Source organism: Mediterranea sp. ET5, assembly GCF_023337025.1.
Lineage (GTDB): Bacteria > Bacteroidota > Bacteroidia > Bacteroidales > Bacteroidaceae > Phocaeicola_A.
Map to the genome: position 1 here is coordinate 277,259 of NZ_JAMBLN010000002.1, position 19,158 is coordinate 296,416.

The 19,158-nt window shown below is 52.4% G+C and carries 1 protein-coding gene; it reads right to left on the reverse strand.

Going from position 1 to position 19,158, the window contains the following annotated elements; translation table 11 throughout:
- Positions 1-81: 81 nt before the first annotated feature.
- Positions 82-19,056, reverse strand: a complete 18,975-nt coding sequence (locus tag M3087_RS02720) for an LPD38 domain-containing protein (protein ID WP_249093574.1) — start codon at positions 19,054-19,056, stop codon at positions 82-84.
- Positions 19,057-19,158 lie beyond the last annotated feature (102 nt).

The following is a 19,158-nucleotide window of genomic DNA, read 5'->3' on the forward strand; positions in this document are numbered from 1 at the left end:
TCGTTTCATTTTAGGATGCTTGGAATGTTACTTATGCTTTGCCAGCAAAAATAACCATTCCAAGCATATGAGACTGTTTAACTATTTACGAGTCGCGTCCATGTCCTTTATCATCATCTTCTTGACTTCTTTCAACTGGGCTTCGATGTCTTTCACCGCCTCTTTGTCGCCGTTGGCATTGGCTTCTTTAAGGAGGTTATACAGATCGTCAATGTCAGACCGATAGCTTTCGAATATCTCATACCTTGCATATTCGGGTGAGTTATAAAGGAAATCTATCTTCTCCGCATAGTCGAATACGCCGTTGTCGGTGTCCCGTTCGTAATTCCTTAGCCGTGTTCTCAACTTGTCATGCTCTTCTTTCAGTCTGAAATACTCGTTGTTGATAGCCTTGTATTCCGTTCGTTCATCACCGTTTTTCAGGATACGGTTAAGCACAAGGAAACTGTTTGGGTCATACTCACGTTGGCCAATAAGGGTTTCACCCATTTTGGTCATGCGGTTTATCGTATTAGCAATGCCGCCGAAATAGCCGTTCAGTACGTATTCCACCTGTGCCGGGTTAAAATCAACAGCTCCTTTCGTGTATTGGTCGCCGCCGGACATTTCATTGAGTGTTTCTGACAAGTCCACGAGGTATTTGTTCGCACTCTTGTAAGCTTTCGTCCATTCGGGCATATCCTTGTTATAAGGAGTATCCTTATACAGAGGAAGCCCTGTCCAGCTCTTTTTGTAGCCGTAAGCCTCGGCAAACGGCTTGATGGAACTCGGAATGAAAGCCTTGAAGCCTCCTCCTCCCTCCATGAAGTCAAGCGGCAACAACTGGCTTACCTGTCCGGCTATCTTGCCTGCCAGCTCTCCGTCCGTAAAGTGTTCTTTTCCGCTCAACGTGCTGGTCATAAGTTCGCCAAGTCCGTACACGGCTCTGTATTCCACAGGCAACGGTATGCTTATCCATTGGTCACCGGCACGGAACAACAGGTTGCTTCTCCTTACGTATTCGGGCAAGTTCCAGTAGTTGTTCTTGTCGTCCTCATCGTCATCACCATAACCAAGTGAAGCTACGATTGCACCGAGCAGGAACATCGCGGCAAGACCGGTCAGCGCCTTTGCAGGGTGTCTCTTGGTCTGCCGCCCGAAGTTTGCCGTGCCTTGTATCGCGGCGTTCCAAAATACAAAACCGCTTCTTCCGAGTCCTGACATGAATGCACTGGCATTGCCTAACTTGGTCTGTCCGGTGGCTCCCATGAATTTGGCACCGCTCCCTTTCTTGTTAAAGTTCACGCTTATCTCCTTTGCATCGTAGATAGACCGGTCTATTGTCCTGCCCATTTCGCGCGATGTCATGAAGGCGGCAAAACGTGCGCAGTTTTCCACGCCACGGTTCACCTCGTCAAGCCGTTCAGCCAGCAAATCCCATGCTTTACGGATGGGCAGTTGGCCACCGGCCTTGCGTATTTCCCTGCGGATGTCGTTCTTATGCTTCTCGATGTCACGCATGTTGGAGTATCCTGTTTCGCCTCCGTTCATCATGAACTGGTGGAACATTCGTTCGGTGTCGTTGCTCATGTCGAGTTCATTTTTGCGATACTTCGCAAGCAGCATCTTCATCCTGACAGGGTTCACCTTAGCAAAGTTCCGATGGAAACGCAGGGCATAATTCGGACTCTCCTTTATCCACATCATACTGTTTGAATACAGCATATCACGGATGAAGTTCGACACCACGAAGTCGGGGTTGCGTGTGGTATAAAGCGCACTCAACTCACGGTTAATCCTTTCACCGGCTTTCAGTATCGCGCCAACTGCGCCTGACATATCGTTGTCGGGGTTGGTCTGTCCGTTGAGTGCCTGTGCTGCCCTCGGATTGCCGTTTATCGTGATGACGTAATCCCTTCCGCCACGTTTCACGACAATTTGGTGCTGGCGCAGGTCGCGTTTCTCTACTACCCGGTAGGGTATGTTCACCGTGTCTTTGCCGTGCTTGTACAGGTCAGGGTCTTGCTCGGCAAGCTCTTTCATCTTGTACTCGAAGTCCTGCATCTTGCGTTCCACTTCTGATGGTGTGTCGTCTGCGTTGATGTTGTCCGGGAACACGGGTTTCCATTCATCTGCCACCTTGTTATATTTCAGCCAAATGTCGCTCACGCTGGCGAGGTCGCTCGGATGATTGAGTACGAAGTTCAGGAACTTCTGCTTCACCAACTTGTTGCGGTTGCCCTGCACGATGGCACTTTCCGCCATGCTTTGCAAGTAGGCGAACGGATCGTCTGCTTTCGACTTTCGTCCTTTGGCTGTCTTTATCGGGGCATTGAACGCACTGTTCTTGCTGTTAAGGTAGGCGTATGCTTCCTCGCCGGTCTTTTCGTCGAAGCCGCGAAGCGGAATGTAGTAATCGTACATGGAGCGGATATTGTCGTAAGTCTCCTTTGACATCATGCCGCTCTCGTACAGCTTGGAGAGTGTCGCATCGCTCACTGCGTTGGTGCGTTTCCAAAGCGTATCGGTGTCGTGGCCGCTCTCATAGTCATTAACCATTTGTTGTGCTTCAGCTTCCGCATCGGCTACGTTGTCGGTATCGGTCAGTGCGGTCAGTCCGGCAAAGTCGCGCTTGTCAATGACTTCAAACTTGTCGCCAAACTCATCTTCTACCTGTTTGTTCCAATCTTCCATAGCCTTGTCGAAAGCATCCATTTTCAGGTCGTAGTCGTCATTGTCGATGTTCGGCTGCTGGGGCTTTGTCTTGGCTAATTCGGAGTTGGCAATCAGTTTCTCTTTCTCACGTTCACGCATCACTCTGTTGCGTTCCAGTCCGTGTTTGGCCATCATATAGTCGGTCAGTTCCTCTCGTGCTTCTTTGGTAGGAGCAAGTTTTGCCACCTCGTCGAGCAAAGGCTTGAACAAAGTATGTGCGAAAGCGTCGGCTTCTGCTTTGTTCACCGAGGAAAGCCTGTTTTCGCCAAAATAGGCATTCTCGAAGCCGTCAACGTCTTCTATGCGTATTTTCTTCTTGCCCTCTCCTTTGAGTATGGCTTCCATCGCTTCACGCAGTCCGAGCATACTGTCTTGCAAGGCTTCCTGCGTCTGGTACACGCCGCGTTTCACGCGCTGCTCGTATCTGTCGCGTGCCAACGTCCGCTCATGTATTTCGGGGTCGCCGTCCCTGTATAGCTCATCGCGGCCTTCCGCCACGTTGCGCGTCGCATTATCTGTTACGGTATAGTTGCCTACTTTCAGTTCGTTCTGCTTGGCCACATCCTCGGCTTCTCCCAATATGCTGCGGTATCTGCCCGGCTCGGCAAGGTTCTCGTAGCTCCGCCAAAGGATGTAGCGCAGCTCGTTGTCCGACAAGGTTACGCCTGAGAAGTTTTCAAAGCCAATCTTATGCAGCATACGCAAGAACAGCTCCTTTATCTTGCTCCACCAGCTTGAATTGGTATTCTCGAAGTTCGTCTCCTCGGCCAGCGAGGCAAGGTATTCCTCGGTGGCTGTCTTGCGATAGTCCCCGTTCCTGCGTTTCTCATTAGCTTCAGTCACAGCTTCCGCACGGGCAAATACACCACCTCCTTTTTGTTTTGCACGTTCCTCGATATCTGCTTGGTATAAACGTTTCTCCATTTGGCTGATACGCTCCTTTATACCAGTTTCTGCGTTTCGGAAAACGTTGTCAAGAAACGTATCGAAATGCTCGCCGAACAACTGTCTTAGTCCGTAATGTGCCACGGCCTCATGCAGCAATGTCTGTTCCGCATCAAACACACTACTGTGGTTCGGGATCACAATCGTAATCTTACCGGTGCTACGGGAATAGAACCCTTTGGCTTTGCCTCTTCTCCCTTCAAGAGTGGAGGCATCAGTAACAATCTCCACATTGTCAAGATGCAACTTCTCAGCTAGTTCCTGTATATGAGCGATCATGCGTGCACGTTCCCGTTCGGCAAACCGCTTGTACTCCTGGACAGTCCGGACAGACTTGCCCAATACCTTGGACACGGGATCGTTCGTCATCGACAACTCATCATCGGTCAAAGCACCGTCCCCATCGCGGAGATTATCTTCCTCAACACTTGAATTCTCGAAACTTTCAACTACCTTTGCAGCAGAAGATGTACCGGGAGCGACAGCCGTGCTCCCATAAGTGCCATCAACGGGAGCCTTGGTGGTGGCAGGTGCATCTTTATTATAAGCCGTCAGAACCCAGTTCTTGTCGGCTATTTTTATACCCTTTTCTCTTACGTTACGACGTATCGTAACAAGATAACCATCCTTCACCAATACAAGTTTGTCGGTATTAGAATGTCGTTCGTCAATCTCTCCTTTGTTTATGATGTCTTCTATGCGAGATACCAAATCCTTAACACTCGGGAAATCCTTGTCGTTGACATGCTTGTTCAGAATATGGCAGAGTCCGCCACCTTCATCGCCCCAAACCATATCAATATCACCTATATCATTTCTATGGAATACTCCAAGCAAATCTCCGCTTTCGTGATTGACCAAGAATTTCACGGCTTGAAGAACTTTACCCTTGAACTGATTATACACGTTCCCGAATATGCTACGTCCTATTGGCTTGGGCTCATTGGGCTTGTTTTTACCATCCCTGAACATGATGTCATTATTCTCCCGCGAGAACTCACCATTGTTCCCCGTGGCAGACTTGATGTTGTTCGGGTCATACACCACGTACACGTCATGCGGAGCGTCATCCTCCACCTGCGTCCCGTAATCCCGGATGTTCCGGAAGATGATGCCGTCACGGTCATCATGTGTCAGGTCGACATCCCTCGTTGCCAATCCCGAGCTCAGTTCCGGATCAGCCGAACGGAAGTACCGCTCCATCTCCTTGCGCAGACGGCGCATCTTCACCAGGCGGGCTGCTGCCGCAAACACATTTCCCGGTTTCTCGCTCTCTACCGCACGATAAGCCGACAGCAGACGGGGCACACGCAGCTCGCTGAGACGCTGTGCATACTCGTCAGCGTTGCCGCCACGTCTCCTTCTCGCTTCCACTTCCGCTTGGTACATCCGTACAACTTTCTCCGCATGTTCCACCACGTCTTCACCACTGTTCCTATCGTAAGGTTGAGCCAACGTGAGATCCTCCCAGTTGCGCCCACGACCGTCAAACTCATACACCTCACGCAGGTTCAGGAACACCGGCATCAGGTGCTTGCCGCCCTTGTAGCTCGCAGCCATCTCCTTCGAGTCTGTGAAGTACATCCCTCGGTGAGCGCCGTCCCCACGCTCCGGGTCGAACGTGGTGAACTCGGCATCCGTACCGTGATACACCACCAGCGGCTCGCCATTCTCGTCCAGCACCACCGTCGCATGCTCCGGGTCATTTTCCCAGTCACCTGCCCACGCCTTGAAGGCAGACGTGCGCACCTGCACCCATTGCCGGGAGTCAAGCTTCGACTGAGCCCCGTTGGGAGCCTTCATATACCGACCCTCACGCACAGCATCCTCCATGATGGTAGACGCTTCACGGGTGGATTCAATAGTGGAGGGGGCACTATTCAACCGCTCTATCTCATTTGCATCATCTACTATTCGGAACAAGTCGTTGGCCTCTTCCCCGTTAGTCATATAGTCGTCAAGCCTATATAACACGTCATCCTCTTTAGCTTCTTCCTGTACCTTTACACCCAACTTCGACAACTCCTTTACCACGCTTTCGATATTCTCTGCCGGAATGTCCGCACGCAGCTTCCCCCGGTATGGATAGAAATTGTGCCCATGAACGGCGTTGAGAATCGCATTGTTCTCGTAGTAGACGGAGCCGTCTTTCTTTGTCTTGGGCACAGCTAGGTAATATATTTTCGCCCAACTGCTGCCTGTTATTTCCACTTTACCGTCATGGCTGGTGACTGGTTGGTAATCTTTTATCTGCTTCAACCGGCTGATGATAGGTACACCGCTGGTTTTCAACATAGACCTGTTCCATTTGTCGGGCATCAATATGCCGTCATGCACGTTTCCGTCAATGTCGGTGTAACTGATAAGCTGGCCGGGGAAACCTCCTCTTTCGTCTTGGGTGTCAGCGATGGCTTGCAGGATGTTCCCCGTCATGATATAACCGGTCTTTCGTGTGCCTGTTGGTATTTGGCTGTCCCAATTATCAAGCGTTGTGGAACGCGCGGCATCCCAATTGTCATTGGTTGTCTTGTAGATGCTTCGCAGTGCCGCTATATCGGATAGTTTGACTTCAACGCGTCTGCGACCGTCAAGGGTCGCGAATACAGCAAGCGTGGTAGAGGCGGTTATCTTGCTGTCCTTTGCCTTGTAGCCACAGAATATGGCCGGTGTGGAGAAGTCAAACGCCATAGTATCAAGGTTGTCGGGCATTAGGTACGACTTCCCAACCTCAAACATGCGCAGACGTTGTTTCAACATGTCGCTGTTCGTGTTGAGGCGAACCAAATTGTCGCTGTGCTTGGCTTCCACATTTTCATGGGTTTCTTTCGCATAGTCGGCAATAGCGGCTTGCTTCTCTTCTGCGGAACGTTTCTGCTGGCGGTTTATTTTCTCGGTCTGCTTGGCAATATCTTCCTGCGCCCTTACCTTCGACCGCTCGTAACGGGCTTCCTCGGCAGCAATTCTTGCCTCGTCCTCCTTTTCAATGGTGGAAATTACTTGGCGTATGTAATCCTCCGGACGTTTCCCTTTATTAACCTGCTCGATAGTCTTGCGTATCTCGGCTGCTTTCATCGGCTTGCGCAGCACGTCCATTTCAACCTGCTCAACATATGAGTTTTGTGCAAAGGGATTGGTGCCGGTCGGGTCTATTCCTTCAGATGACACACGCTTTTCCAACGTCTTGGCACGGAGCGGCATGACGGTAATCTTCAAATCATTGTTCCCCGTGTCGTTCAGGTACTTGATGAGTTCGTTATACCGCCTTACCACATCATCATAAAATTCTTCCTGTTCTTGGGTATTCAGCAATGCCACATAGCCGGTTATCTTACGTGCGTCATCCTCTTGCGGCTTGTACTCGTCAAGCTCGGCTATACTAACGGTACCGCCGTTTTCACCATTCTTTTTCAATGGCCTGCCCATCTTATCGTAGACGTCGGGATTGTCACGCAGGTATTCCACGACTACTTGGCTACCGTATTTGTTCAACAGGTCGGGAGCTTCCACTTCGTTGCTTTCGCTGTCCTGCGAGGTGGTCGTATTGGCATTCAGCGATTTCAACTTGGTGGACAACATCATCAGGAAGCGATTCTCCGCAGGAACTGGTAAACCGAGGTTGATGTAATATCCCCTGTGTACCTGCCCCGTGCGGTCGATGCGGCCAATCATCTGCATATAGTCGTTGATGTCGCTGAGTGGCTGGGCGATAATCATTGTTCGTTGACGCTGGTCGCTGAACTTCTCAGATGCGTGTAGACTGATACCGGTCGAGGCGGACTTATTTAGGATGAGCACGTCAAGTTCACCGTTGTTGAACTCACGCTGCATCCTCTTCTTGTCCTTGTCCGTCCTGCGCTTCACGACAACACGGTCCTTATCATCACGCTCCACGTACATATTGCGCCCTGTCAGCTCACCAATCTTATAGCCCATTTCATGCAGACGCTCGATAATGGCATCAAGCGGACTGATGAAAATGTCGCTGGTGCTCTCCCGGATGAAGTCCTGCAATTCATAGTAAGCTTTCTCCCCGGCTTCGCCTAACTGCTTAGGCGAATAACGTGCGTGTTGTTCTTTCCCGTTCTCGTCCTTGATGGTATATTGCATCACGGTGTCAAGTCCTCTCAAAAGACTGGCACTGAAGGTCGGCTCTACAATGACTTCACCTGCGGAATAGTCCTTGATACTGCTTTCCATCGTGCTTTCCAATGCGATGACCGGGTGTCTGCCTGCCTTAATCTCAGTATCTACTTCATTGGCTATGGCATCCACTTTAAGGGCAAGCATGAGTTGCTTGGTATAGTTGTAGGTCTTGCTGGCAAACGGAACGTTATCTATGCCCATTTTATCCGTACCCCTCTTAATACCCGCACTCTCGGCCATGGCCGCAAGCTCCTTATCCATTGTGTCAACCATCGGCTTGACATAATCCTCCTGGAATTTGATAATGGCGTTGAATGCAGCAATCGTACGGTCGTAGTTCTCTCTCGCTCGCCTGACGGTTTCAGGGTCGTTTATCGTTTTCCAGTCGGTCACGACATCGCTCATGTCGCGTTCCCTGCGTACCATCTGCCCGGCATTGGTCAGTTCGCGGCTCATTATCTCCTGCAAGGTCACTCCACCTTTCTCGATGATGCTTATCAGCTTGTCGGGTTCTACCTTGGCTTGGCTCATGGCGGTCCGTATGGCATACAGGGGCATGGTGTCAGGACGCTTGGCGAACGTCGCACTGGCAAACGTGGCCGCTTTTGCGCTGCGGAGAATACTTTGCAAGTATGCACCCGTATTGCTCGAACCTGCTGCAGTGTGGCTCTCGTCAAGGAACAGGTAGTTGTCCTCGGCAATGGCACGCAGGAAGGTAGCTTTGGGTGTGGCTTTCCCATCCTTTGCACTCTTGCTTTTCTTGGAACGGGTCTTATTCTTCTTGGCGGCTTCCTCCATTTCCTTTTGGCTCACCTCGTCACCTGTATTCACTTGAGAATAGGTAAGGACGGCATAGTCGCATTCGTCAGGTAGCTTGCCTGTAGCCAATACTTTTTTCATCTTCGCATCAGACAATCCTTTATACACGACCTTGCCGTTTGCATCCACCATCTCGCCTTTGTTCTCCTTGGCTGACGGAGAATTGAATATGAACGGCACAAGGTCGCCGCTTCCAATGTCTACCAAGTCTCGGTAAATATCGGAAAACAGGTCGGCTTTTTGGGTAATGAAAATAGGTTTCTCGCCCTGTCTTACTGCCCAGCGGATAAGTGCGGCCATTTGACGGCCTTTTCCTACGCCGGTCTGGTCGCCAATGATAAGTGCCTGCCCTTGCTTCATCTGATAGATGGCCATTGCCACGCTGTCAACCTGCTCAGCGGCAAGTGCCTGATGCAACTCGTCCGTCGTGTCATAACCGAGTTCCTTTCTTACGAACTCGTCTATGTGCCCGTACTTCTTTTCAATTAGGGAGAGGGTGCGGTCCATTGCCTCCACCATGGCGGCGGGAGCGACGCTTTGCAGGGAAAACGCACTATTGTGTGGTCTGTACGCACTTTTTTCTTCGGTAAGGGTGCGTCTCTTCGGCTGTTCGGTGCTTGTCGGCTCTAATCCCACTCGCTCCGTGGAAACTCCCACTGTTTCCACTCGCTGAACGTCAGGTTCTGATACTCCTCGGCTTCCTCCTCCGGTATTTCCTCCAGTTCTTCGCCGGGTTTCACCATCTCCAATATCCGTTCTATGTTCTCCTCGTAGAACCACCTCGCCCGGCTCCTGAGTTCTTTCCACGGAAGTTCTTCCTCCAGGTCTGCCTGCATCATCCTTTCGAGGTTGTTCAGTATGTCGCTCTCTGTCAGCGTTCCGGGATGGTTGGTCAGCGACAGGTAAGAGTTGCCCTTGCTGGCTACGTAAAATTTCTGTTCCATTTGTCTTTTCCTTTGAGTTGATTATTTCTTCAATGATGTCATAAAGTGCTTCAAAGCTGTCTCCCTTGCGGATGGCCTTACTTTGCACAGGTGGATATACGGCACTCTGCGCTCGTTCTTCCTCGCTTCTCCGGCCGTCTATCAGTATCATTCGGGTGGGGTAGGTAGTACCTTGCTTGGCATACAGGCTACCGTCCATGTCCACCACGCCCTTCACGTTGTAGTGGTCGTATAAATAGGTGAAGAAAGGCTTCATGCTTTTCAATCCACCGTTGGAAGCGTACTCCATGTTACCGCCAATAATAATGGCCGCACGCCCGTCATCCTTCATGCTGGCGAGGGCATTGAGCGTTATCTGCGGATCAAGACCGCTTATCAGCTTTCCGTCATAGTCCACAGCCTCACGCTTGCCAAACGGTGGGTTGGCTACCACCGCGTCATATTGCTTTCCACCCTCGAACGGCTCTGTGGCATCCTGCTGCGTCACCTGTGCAAAGCCTTGTTCACGCAGGTTGGCCAGTCGTGTGCCATCAAGCTCGTTGGCGTGTACTTGTCCGGCGGGTATAGCAAACACCAGCATGCCGTTTCCGGCTGTCGGCTCCAGCACCTTGCCGTCTTTCTTCCCGGTCATTGCGAAGCGGACCGCATTCCATGCCATGGGGAGTGGGGTGGAGTATTGCTGCATCTTGATGCGGTTGCTGCTCCGTGCGGCAATGGTGGGCTGCATCTCATACAGCTTGCAGATGAGGTCGTAGGTTTCCTTGCTGTCACTTCCGTGACGTTTCACCACCTCACGGGCTGCTCTCACCAGTCCGTCCTCTACAAGTTCCTGAAGGAGAATGTCGGTACGTCCGTCATTGTCCACTTCCATTCCAAGACCGCTTGCACGTTTGCGCAAATCCAAAATGCTTCGGTACGGCTTCGTGCCATTGTCAAGGGCTGCAAGCATGTCGTTCTTGACCGTCATAGCGAACTTGCGGTGAAGCTCGTTGTCTTGGCTTTCTGTGGCTTCCGGATTTGCTTCTTCCTCAAACAGTCCTCCGAATAAGTCGGCTACCTGTGTTTGCGAAAATACTGTTTTTTTCTTATTCCCAGCATCTTTTGGTTTGTCATTCTCACCGATTTCCTCCTTTACGGGAATATACTTTTTAGATATTCTCCGAATGTCTTTTAGTAAATCAGAATAGGTCACATCCGAATCTGCAAAGTTGTTGAACTCGTATCGTTCACCGCCATTCGCATTTGGCTGCTCAATACGGTACATGATTCTTTCAACTTCAAGATTGTCACCTTCCCAACGTCCGCCTTTGCCTCTATCTATTAACGGTATCGAGGCATTCCGCTCGTATGTGGGTGCCAAACCTATTGACAGATAAAGATTGGCTTCACTTGATAAAGGTAGATAAATGGAAATATCGCCTCCTGCCGGAGCGATATTCGCCACAGCATAACTCTTGCGTTTTTTGCCTTTCTTGTCAACAATCGTATCCGGGTCAATGCCCAAATCATTCACAAGTCGCTTGGCGAGGCGGTTAGCGTCCCTGACGGCTTTTTTCTCGGCATTGCGCATATACCCGTATGCCTCGTTGAAGTCGCTCTCCACTGGCTCCGCCTCATAATAACCGAGCAACGCAAGCTGCTTGTCAACCTCTTCCAGTTGCTGGTCTATGCGCTCAACTACTTTGTTTACTTGCTGCTCAGTTGTTGTAGCTTTGATGTCGCTTTCCGCTTGGCTTGCAACAGCCTTTGCTTGGCCTGCAATAGCTTCTGTATCTGCTGTTGTTTGTTCATCTTCTTTTCTCCTTTGTTCGTTACGTTGTTCAATCAGTTTCTCTTTGGCTTCGTCGGCCTGTCTGTTCACTTCCTGCTCCTGCACCACCATTTCAGCGGTGGCCAAAGCGTCAGAATGTCCCTTGTCGAAGTTGGCCACATCAAACGTGCGCACCTCGTCATACGGGGTCATTTCATCGGCAAGACCGGATTCCTGTGCCTCTGGAGATTCCCTTACACCATTATAGAACATTTTAAGGTAGGGTCTGTATTCATTACCCACTTCATCAATCATGACCTTCGCATAATCTGCGAACTTCTTGATGCCACGGTCTATGTACCCTAAGGTCAATTCTATTCCAAGTAGCATGGTTTCTGGGTCTAAACCCATATTGAGCTGCCCGCGTTTCATCTTCAACCTCCTCTTTATTTCTTCCATGCGTTCATCACTCACGAAACCGAACTGACCGCTGTTTTTAGGATTTGACTGTGTTTCTCGTGTCGAAATATCCTCTTTCTGTTCCGATTGTGGTACATGGTGTTCGCTCAGCTTGGCTTCACCGTTCTCTCGTATCGCCTGCATCAATCCCTCAACATCAACCTGTCTCATTGCCGGCTCTTCTAACTTGCGTATGTCGGCAATCGACAACGGTTGCGCATTGCTCACGACTTCTTCATTGCCGGTTATAGTGTCGGCCAGTTTCCGTGCGCTTTCCTCGCTGCGCATCATGAAGCCGCCCTTGTCGCGGTCATACCATCCTTTTTCTGCCTTGGCAAGTTCCTTTGCCGCCCGTTGCTGTTCTTTGGTCAATGGTTCTGCGAAGGTCACAAGGAACATGTCAAGCACCTTGCCACGCTTTGTGGTGTACTGTGTAGGTGCAATCTCAAATCCAGCCTCCGGCGCATTCGTCTCATTGGCCACATTCGCCTTATTCACGCTTTTGTACTCCGCAAACGGCTTTGTCTTTCTGTGGCTGCTGTTTATCCACTTCTCGAAGTCAGGAAGGTTGACCGAGGACATGACGAGTTTATGCTTATATTCCCAGCCCTTTTCATAGTTGGAAAGATAAGCGTCCTGTGCGTCGGCCTCGTCGTTGAAGCCGAGCATCACCTTATGTTCGTCAAACGTGCCGTCCTCGTTGTACTGATCAACAATGTACACACGCCTTCCGTTCCAGCCGTCAATATCGTTCGTCAGGAACACGTCGATGTGGTCTCCGTCTACGCCCTCCGTGCCACGGATGTAGCCGTAGGTGTTTTGCATCGTATGTTCCCACGCCTTGCCGCTGGCATCAACACCACGGCGCACGCTGCCCTTCGGGTTCTCAACGGTGATGTCAAACTGCCCGATACGTACATGCCCCTTCTTGTAGTTACCAGCCTCTTTCTGTCTCTCCGTAGGCTCCGTATTGGTTTCCGCTTCCGCTTGGGCAATCTTCGTGGCAAGTGCCTGACCATTATCGATGTAATCTACAATTTCGGCAATGTCCCCAAACCGCTTGTTGTCGAATACGAAATAGGAACCGGTATAATGTCCGTTTTCGTCAGGCTGATCCACTTGCGTGGCGGTATGTTTACCGTCAATGATGATGCTCCGTTTGTAGATCGGCTTGTCAGTGTCTCCCTCTTGCCAATCATCATCACTTACTTCCACCCGCGAAGCCAGTTCTGCTTCACGTTGCTCCGTTTCTTCCTCCGTTTTTGCAATTTTTTCGCCAATAATTTGAGTAACTGATGATTTATCAGTTTCTTTGTGGAAAGAAACAGTTGGCTTACCGTTGGGTTCTGAAGATGTAATGCCGCCCCTCTCATTTTCAGAAAGCGAAGAGCCAGTCGAAACGGCATTATTCGGTTGTTGAGGTTCGGTCTTAACAGGTGTTTCAGGAACGATATTAGAGGCAGGAGCGTTCATGCGGGAGGAAGTAGTTGTGCCGCTTTGTTCCACTTCTTGCGATGCTCCAACAGTTTCGGCAGACTGTTCGTCCGTAGCATGGAGGATATGTGCCTCGTCATTCTTTGAATGACTTTTGCTTTGGTGTGAAGCGCTGCCGGACTGTTCGCCGCTTAATGGACTCTTACCGGTGGAAACACTTGCAGATGCGGCATCTGTAGTAGAGGATTCTTTTTTCGCGCCCCTCTCCCAAAGCAAAGGTCTTTTACTCAGTCCGTTTACAGTCTCATATCCGGATGTCTTCAATCCATAGAACTTTCCATTATCCGAATTTATAAGTATGGTGACGGCTCTTTTGCCTGTACGTTTGCGTCCATTTTCAATAGAAAATATTAACGCTCCATCATATCCCAATCGTACATGGTCGAAATGTGTCATTACATCAAGCACAAAACGCACAGTATCTTCCACTGTACTTACGCCCAATTCTTTCCCATGCCCGTTGAGTACATGAAGTATCATACTCGGGGTAAGACGGAACGGAGCCTTGCTGTATCCAATCTCGTCAAACACTTCCTGTGGAATATCCACAAGGTCTATGTTCCCACTTGCGTCTTGATAGAAGTGTTCACCATTTCCTGATTGTTTGGAACTTAGTGTGTATTCTTCTTGCTTTGACGAACTATTTCCTTCAAGCTGGCTATTGTCGCTTCCCTTTGCTTGTCCTTGTTCGCCAGATATTTCAGTTCGTCCACTACTGTCATCAGCCCTTGCTGCGTCCGTTCCTCGTCCTCCAGCCGGAGCACTTCCATCGCTTCCTTGTCGCCCTTGTTGGCCTGCTGCACTACCGACAGCCAATACATTGCTTCTCCGTTGTCCATTGTATATAAAGTTTCCGTTTAACAATAATTCTTCTCTCAGGTTGCTCAATGTCTTGTTGATGGCTTCCACCAACGTACGCGGCGTGTTGTCCGGCTCATCGAATAAGGTCGTCTCCTGCGTGCCTTGCACAAGGTCGAAGATGTTCCCCAACGTGTTTTGGATGAACATCTGCGACTGCCCCTTGTACATCGTGGCCAGCAACAGCGCAAAGTTACTGAACCTTTCCGAGGGCAGGTAACTTTCGCCCGTCACATCGTCAAAGGCAAGCTGTCTTTTCCATGCCTCCGCTGCCATACGCGCTTCCTTGTAGTTCTTGGCTCCGGCAAATGCTACATCTTGCGACAGCGCGTAATATGCGTTTATTGAGTCCTGTATCTCCGCATTCATCCGTTCTGCGTTCGGACTGTCATAGTCACGATACGCAGTGGCGAGTATGGCCTTTTGCGCCTTCACCGGCAAAGCATTGAACATCTCCTCCAAGTGGGTGTTTCCATTTTGGAAAATACTCTGGTACATCACACCCTTCAGGTCGTTCTTGGTTTCTGCCGTCAGTCCTCCCTTGCTGTCGAATGCACTCTTATACTGTGTCGGAGTGATGTAACCTTTCTGCTGCATCCATTTCAGTACGCCGGGTCCGTTACGGTCCACCAGTTCGGCGAACGACATTTCTTCATCCGGAGAGGCAAGCAGTTGTCCCGCAAAGCTGCGCATGTCATTTCCCATCTTCTGCACGATGTTCTTGGGCTTGATGCGTTCCGTGCCGCCGCTCTCGGTGTCCTGCGCCACGAATTGCCCCAACGTGATGGCTTCATCGTCCGTCACGTCCAGCATGTTCACCAGCACGGGCTGCTGCATGGTTTCCACATCTTCGGGTGTCAGTCCGAAATCTGTGGCATGTTCTGTCAGGTATTGCTTGTACCGTGCAGCCTGTTCGAGGTGTGCTGCCCACATCTCGCGCAAGGCAGCACTGCGGTTGTTGCCCTGTATCACTTCTCCACGGCTGTTTACAGTGGGCGCACCGGTATAAGCCGTAACAGACGAGGTAATTTCTTCCGGCCGGATATTGGCGGCAATCTTCCGTGCCGACATCACGCTGGCCTCGTCGTTGCGTTCTTTAGGCTGCGCCTCGTCAATGAAGTGCAACGGATTGCGCAGACCATTGATATGGCTCGGCTGCAACTGCGATGCGTCAATCAAGGCTACATGCCCGGTCGGGATGTTGTTATCGTCAAACTTCACCTGCACCTCGTTGCCCTGCTTTGCCGGTATCGCCTGTTGGCGGTCCACCTTGTTGCCATTCACCCTGCGGTAGCCTCTTGCCCGTGCGTCCTGCGGCGTGTCTTCAATGAAATCAGGCACACCGTTTAAGGCTTCCCTGCGTATACGCTCGGCTTCCTCTCGTTCGGCACGGAGTTTTTCTTCCTCTGCCCGGCGAAGTTGCGCGGCTTCCTCGGCGGCTTTCGACTGTGCGGCAAGTGCGGCCTGCTTCCTGCGGATCGGAGTGTTTGCAATATTCCGCCAAATAGCAAGCCGCTTCTTTGCAACATCCACATTGGCTTGTGCTTGGCTCAGCTGTTCTTTGGCCACTTTCTTTGCAGCAATACGTTCATCCATTGTCAGGGGAGCATCGCCTTTTTTCTGCTGCGGCTTACCCTCTTGAACTTTTTTTAATTCCTTTTCAGCAGCTTTCAAAGCCTTATCCTGTTCTTCCACCAAATCAGCAACCACCTCGCCGACTATCTCCTCATCGCCTCCGGTCTGCTCAACGATGGCATCCCACGCCGTTTCCGGGTCTGTCTGTTCATACAGAGGTTGCCCTTGCTTATCCTTCGGGATGCGCTCAAGAGCCGACCAAACACTGGCACCTGCTTGCAAGGTCTCATCCGATGCAGGAATAATTTGCGGCTCACTGTTGCTATTCTGCGTTGAGGAGTTTCCAGACGCTTCCCCGGTTTTCCATAATGTATGGCCGTCCTCGTTCCTCACTTCCTGCATCCTGTTGTCAAGCTCTTCTCGCGAATAGGGAATGACGCGCTCTCCCTGTGGGGTGTCTATTTGCACAAGCATGTAACCGTCATCGTAATTGGCATCGACGACGATGCCCTCAGTCAGGCTTCCGTCATCGTTCCTGAGCGTTACCCCGTAGTTCAAGGCATACTCCGGCTGTTCGGAACTGCCCGTTTGCTCGTCTGCTGAAAGGCTGGGGGAGGCCTGCGCCACTCTTCCGTCTATGCGGTCGGCTTCCTGTTGCCCGTACTGCTGCCGTATGGCTTCCGCCGCCGTCATCTTCTCCGTTTCAGGGTCTACAGGCTGTTCCATTCTCAATATCACCTCGGGAGACACCATTTCCATTGCTCCCGTGTCTGCGTCGCGTACGATGATGCTACCATCCGACTTGTCATGGTCGATGCCCGTGCCGTCTGGAAGCATTACGAGGTTACCACTTAGTACATATCCACGGCGGTCATTGTGATTCTCATCCTGTATCTTCATGATAATTCCTTGTATCATGCCTGTATCGTGGTTGGTACGTTCGTCTACTATTCTGTTGCTCTGCTCGATGCGCCCGTCAATGTCGTCACGCATGCGCTGCACCATGCCCTCGTAGGCAGACCGGGCGTTTGCATAGTCCACCGCTGCCTGCACCCGTTCCTCGTCGCCCAGCTTCCGCTGCTCCTCGACAAACCCGAGCGGGTCGCCGATGTGCCCGTCCACCTCCGACGGATTGTCCAGTCCCAGAATCTCCGCCAGCCGCTTCCGTTCAGCCTCCATCCGGCTCCTGACAGCTTCCATCCCCTCGGGGTCGGTCGTCTCATAGCCGGTGTCATAGCTCGCGTCATACATCCGTGCGGCAGGTTCCTGCTCGCCGTTCTCCACCTTGTTCTCCTGTGCACGCGACAGCCCCTCGTACTTCTGTGCCGCCTTGACGAAGCCCAGCACGCCCTTGCGGAATGCCCAAGGCAGTTCCTCGTTGTTCATCACTTCACGCAGTGCGGACTCCTTCTCCTCGTCCGTGCCGATGAGGAACGTGTTCCGCCACTTACCCCATTGCTCCATCAGGGGATAGTTCCCTTCCAGGGCGCTGTCAATCGCCTTCCCGGCTTCCGACATCTCGTCGAGCGCCCGACGCTTCGGACCACGGTAGGACACCATCTTCGCTCCGGCAAGGAATCCGCCCATCAGCCCCACGCCCAGGAAGGTCTTGATGTTCTCCTCCCGGTTGAACACACCGCGCCCCTCCTCCGTGTCAAGTGTGTTGTCGCCCACCAGCAGGGCATTCTCGATGCCGCCGGCAACCTCCTCGGCATACTCCTCCACCGTGCCGTTCCATCTCGTCCGCTTCTTGAAGTCGTCCAGCATCCGGGCGGCATTCGTCGCGCCGAGGTCGTCGATCAGCCGGTTCACCTTGCCCAGTCCGATCTTCTCCATCCCTTTCCGTCCCAGCTTCGCGGCCTTGCCCAGGATAGGAGCGAAGTAGGTTCCCAGCATCTCCGAGTGGTTCTCGATGGTCTGTGCGCCGAATGCCTTCAGCAGTGCGGTCGCCATGCTGTCCTCCGCACCCTCGCGTCCGTCATACACGATCCGTCCGTTCCCGTCCTCGCGGAACTGCACGTCACCCGTCATCCGGTTGAGCATGTCAGCCGTCACACGTCCCTGTCCCGTCGTGCCCGCCATGACCGCCGCACCGGCAATGTCGCCCGCCACGCGCGTGCCGATTTTCGCCGCCAGGTACTTCTTCGCCGCAGCCTTCACCGCAGCCTTGCCGTAACGCTCGACAGCCACACGCATCATCCGGTTCACCGCGGTCTGCCCCAGCCGCGACGCCGGGTTCAGTATGAATTCCATCATGAACGGCAGACTCTCTCCCGTGATGTTCCCGGCAGCGTAGCCGTATCCCAGGTCCTTCCCGTACTTCGCCTGGATGGCGTTGGTGTTCGCCGCCAGGTTCAGCAGGTCGCGCTCCTCCTGGCTGATGTTGTCAATCCCCTGCCTGTCCGCATCAGTGGCAGCCTGATACAGCATGGCATTGTTCGCCATGTCCGTCATCCCCATGTCCCAGGTGCTGACCTTCCCGACGGCATGCGCCAGCCCGCGCCAGCTCCCGATGCCGAATGCGGCAAGCTGCTTGGCCTTCCTTGCAGCCCAGTTCGACGAGTCGTCGATCCACCGGTCGGCAGCCTTGTTCCGCTTCGACGCGTCCAGGACGGCAAGCCCCTCGTTCACCTGGTGGAGCTGCGCCGTCAGTGCCTTGTACGCAGGGTCCGCCAGACGCCCGTTGACCGTTGTCGAGTTGTACGTGTGCACCAGGGCGCCGCCTCCGCGCGGCATGTCACGCCACGAGAACCCCGCCGACTCCACATCCAGTTCCTTGCCTCTCTTGCCCATCTCCGCTTCGATGCGCCGCTTCTCCTTCAGCAGGTACTCCGTCTGCACATCCTCGGGCTGCTCCGGGTCCAGCCCCAGGGTGCGCATCCGGTCCGCCAGACGTTGCTCGTCCCGTGCCTGACGCGCCGCATACTCCGCATGCTCCGCATCCATTCGCGAGGTCGTCAGCGAGCCGTCCGGCAGCACCCATTCCGTCCGGGGCTTCCCGTCCTCATACACCACACCGTGAGGCACGGGCGACTGTCCGCTCGCCTTCACCTGCTCTTGCTCCTGCACAGGAGCATCACCTGTCGGGCTCTCATCCTTGACGGCAGCCTTGGGCACACCCAGCACCCTCGTCGGCGTCCCCGCTACGTGTGCGGCCCATTCCGCCTCCCGTGTCGCCTGACGTCCCTGTGGCGTGTTCCTGTCAGCAATCCGCTTCGACCGCTCGATGACATCCTCCGTGCCCGCGGCAATCCATTCACGTTCCCCTTGCAGGAAGTCGCTCATCTCGTCAGGTGTCAGCATCCGGGCAGACTCTTCCGCCTCCTTGCCTCCATCCGGATTCTTATCCTCCTTTCTCCATGTGGAAGTTTTCATTTCCCATCCACCGATTTCCTGAGGAGCCAAAGGCACAGTGATGCCTTCATTTTTGCTAGAGGCTGCTTGCGGGGCTACAAGACTGTCAAATTCGGCTTGGTC

What these genes read in the sequence shown, in the direction of transcription:
- M3087_RS02720 (WP_249093574.1), bottom strand. Translation starts at nt 19,056, where the DNA reads ATGAAAACTTCCACATGGAGAAAGGAGGATAAGAATCCGGATGGAGGC.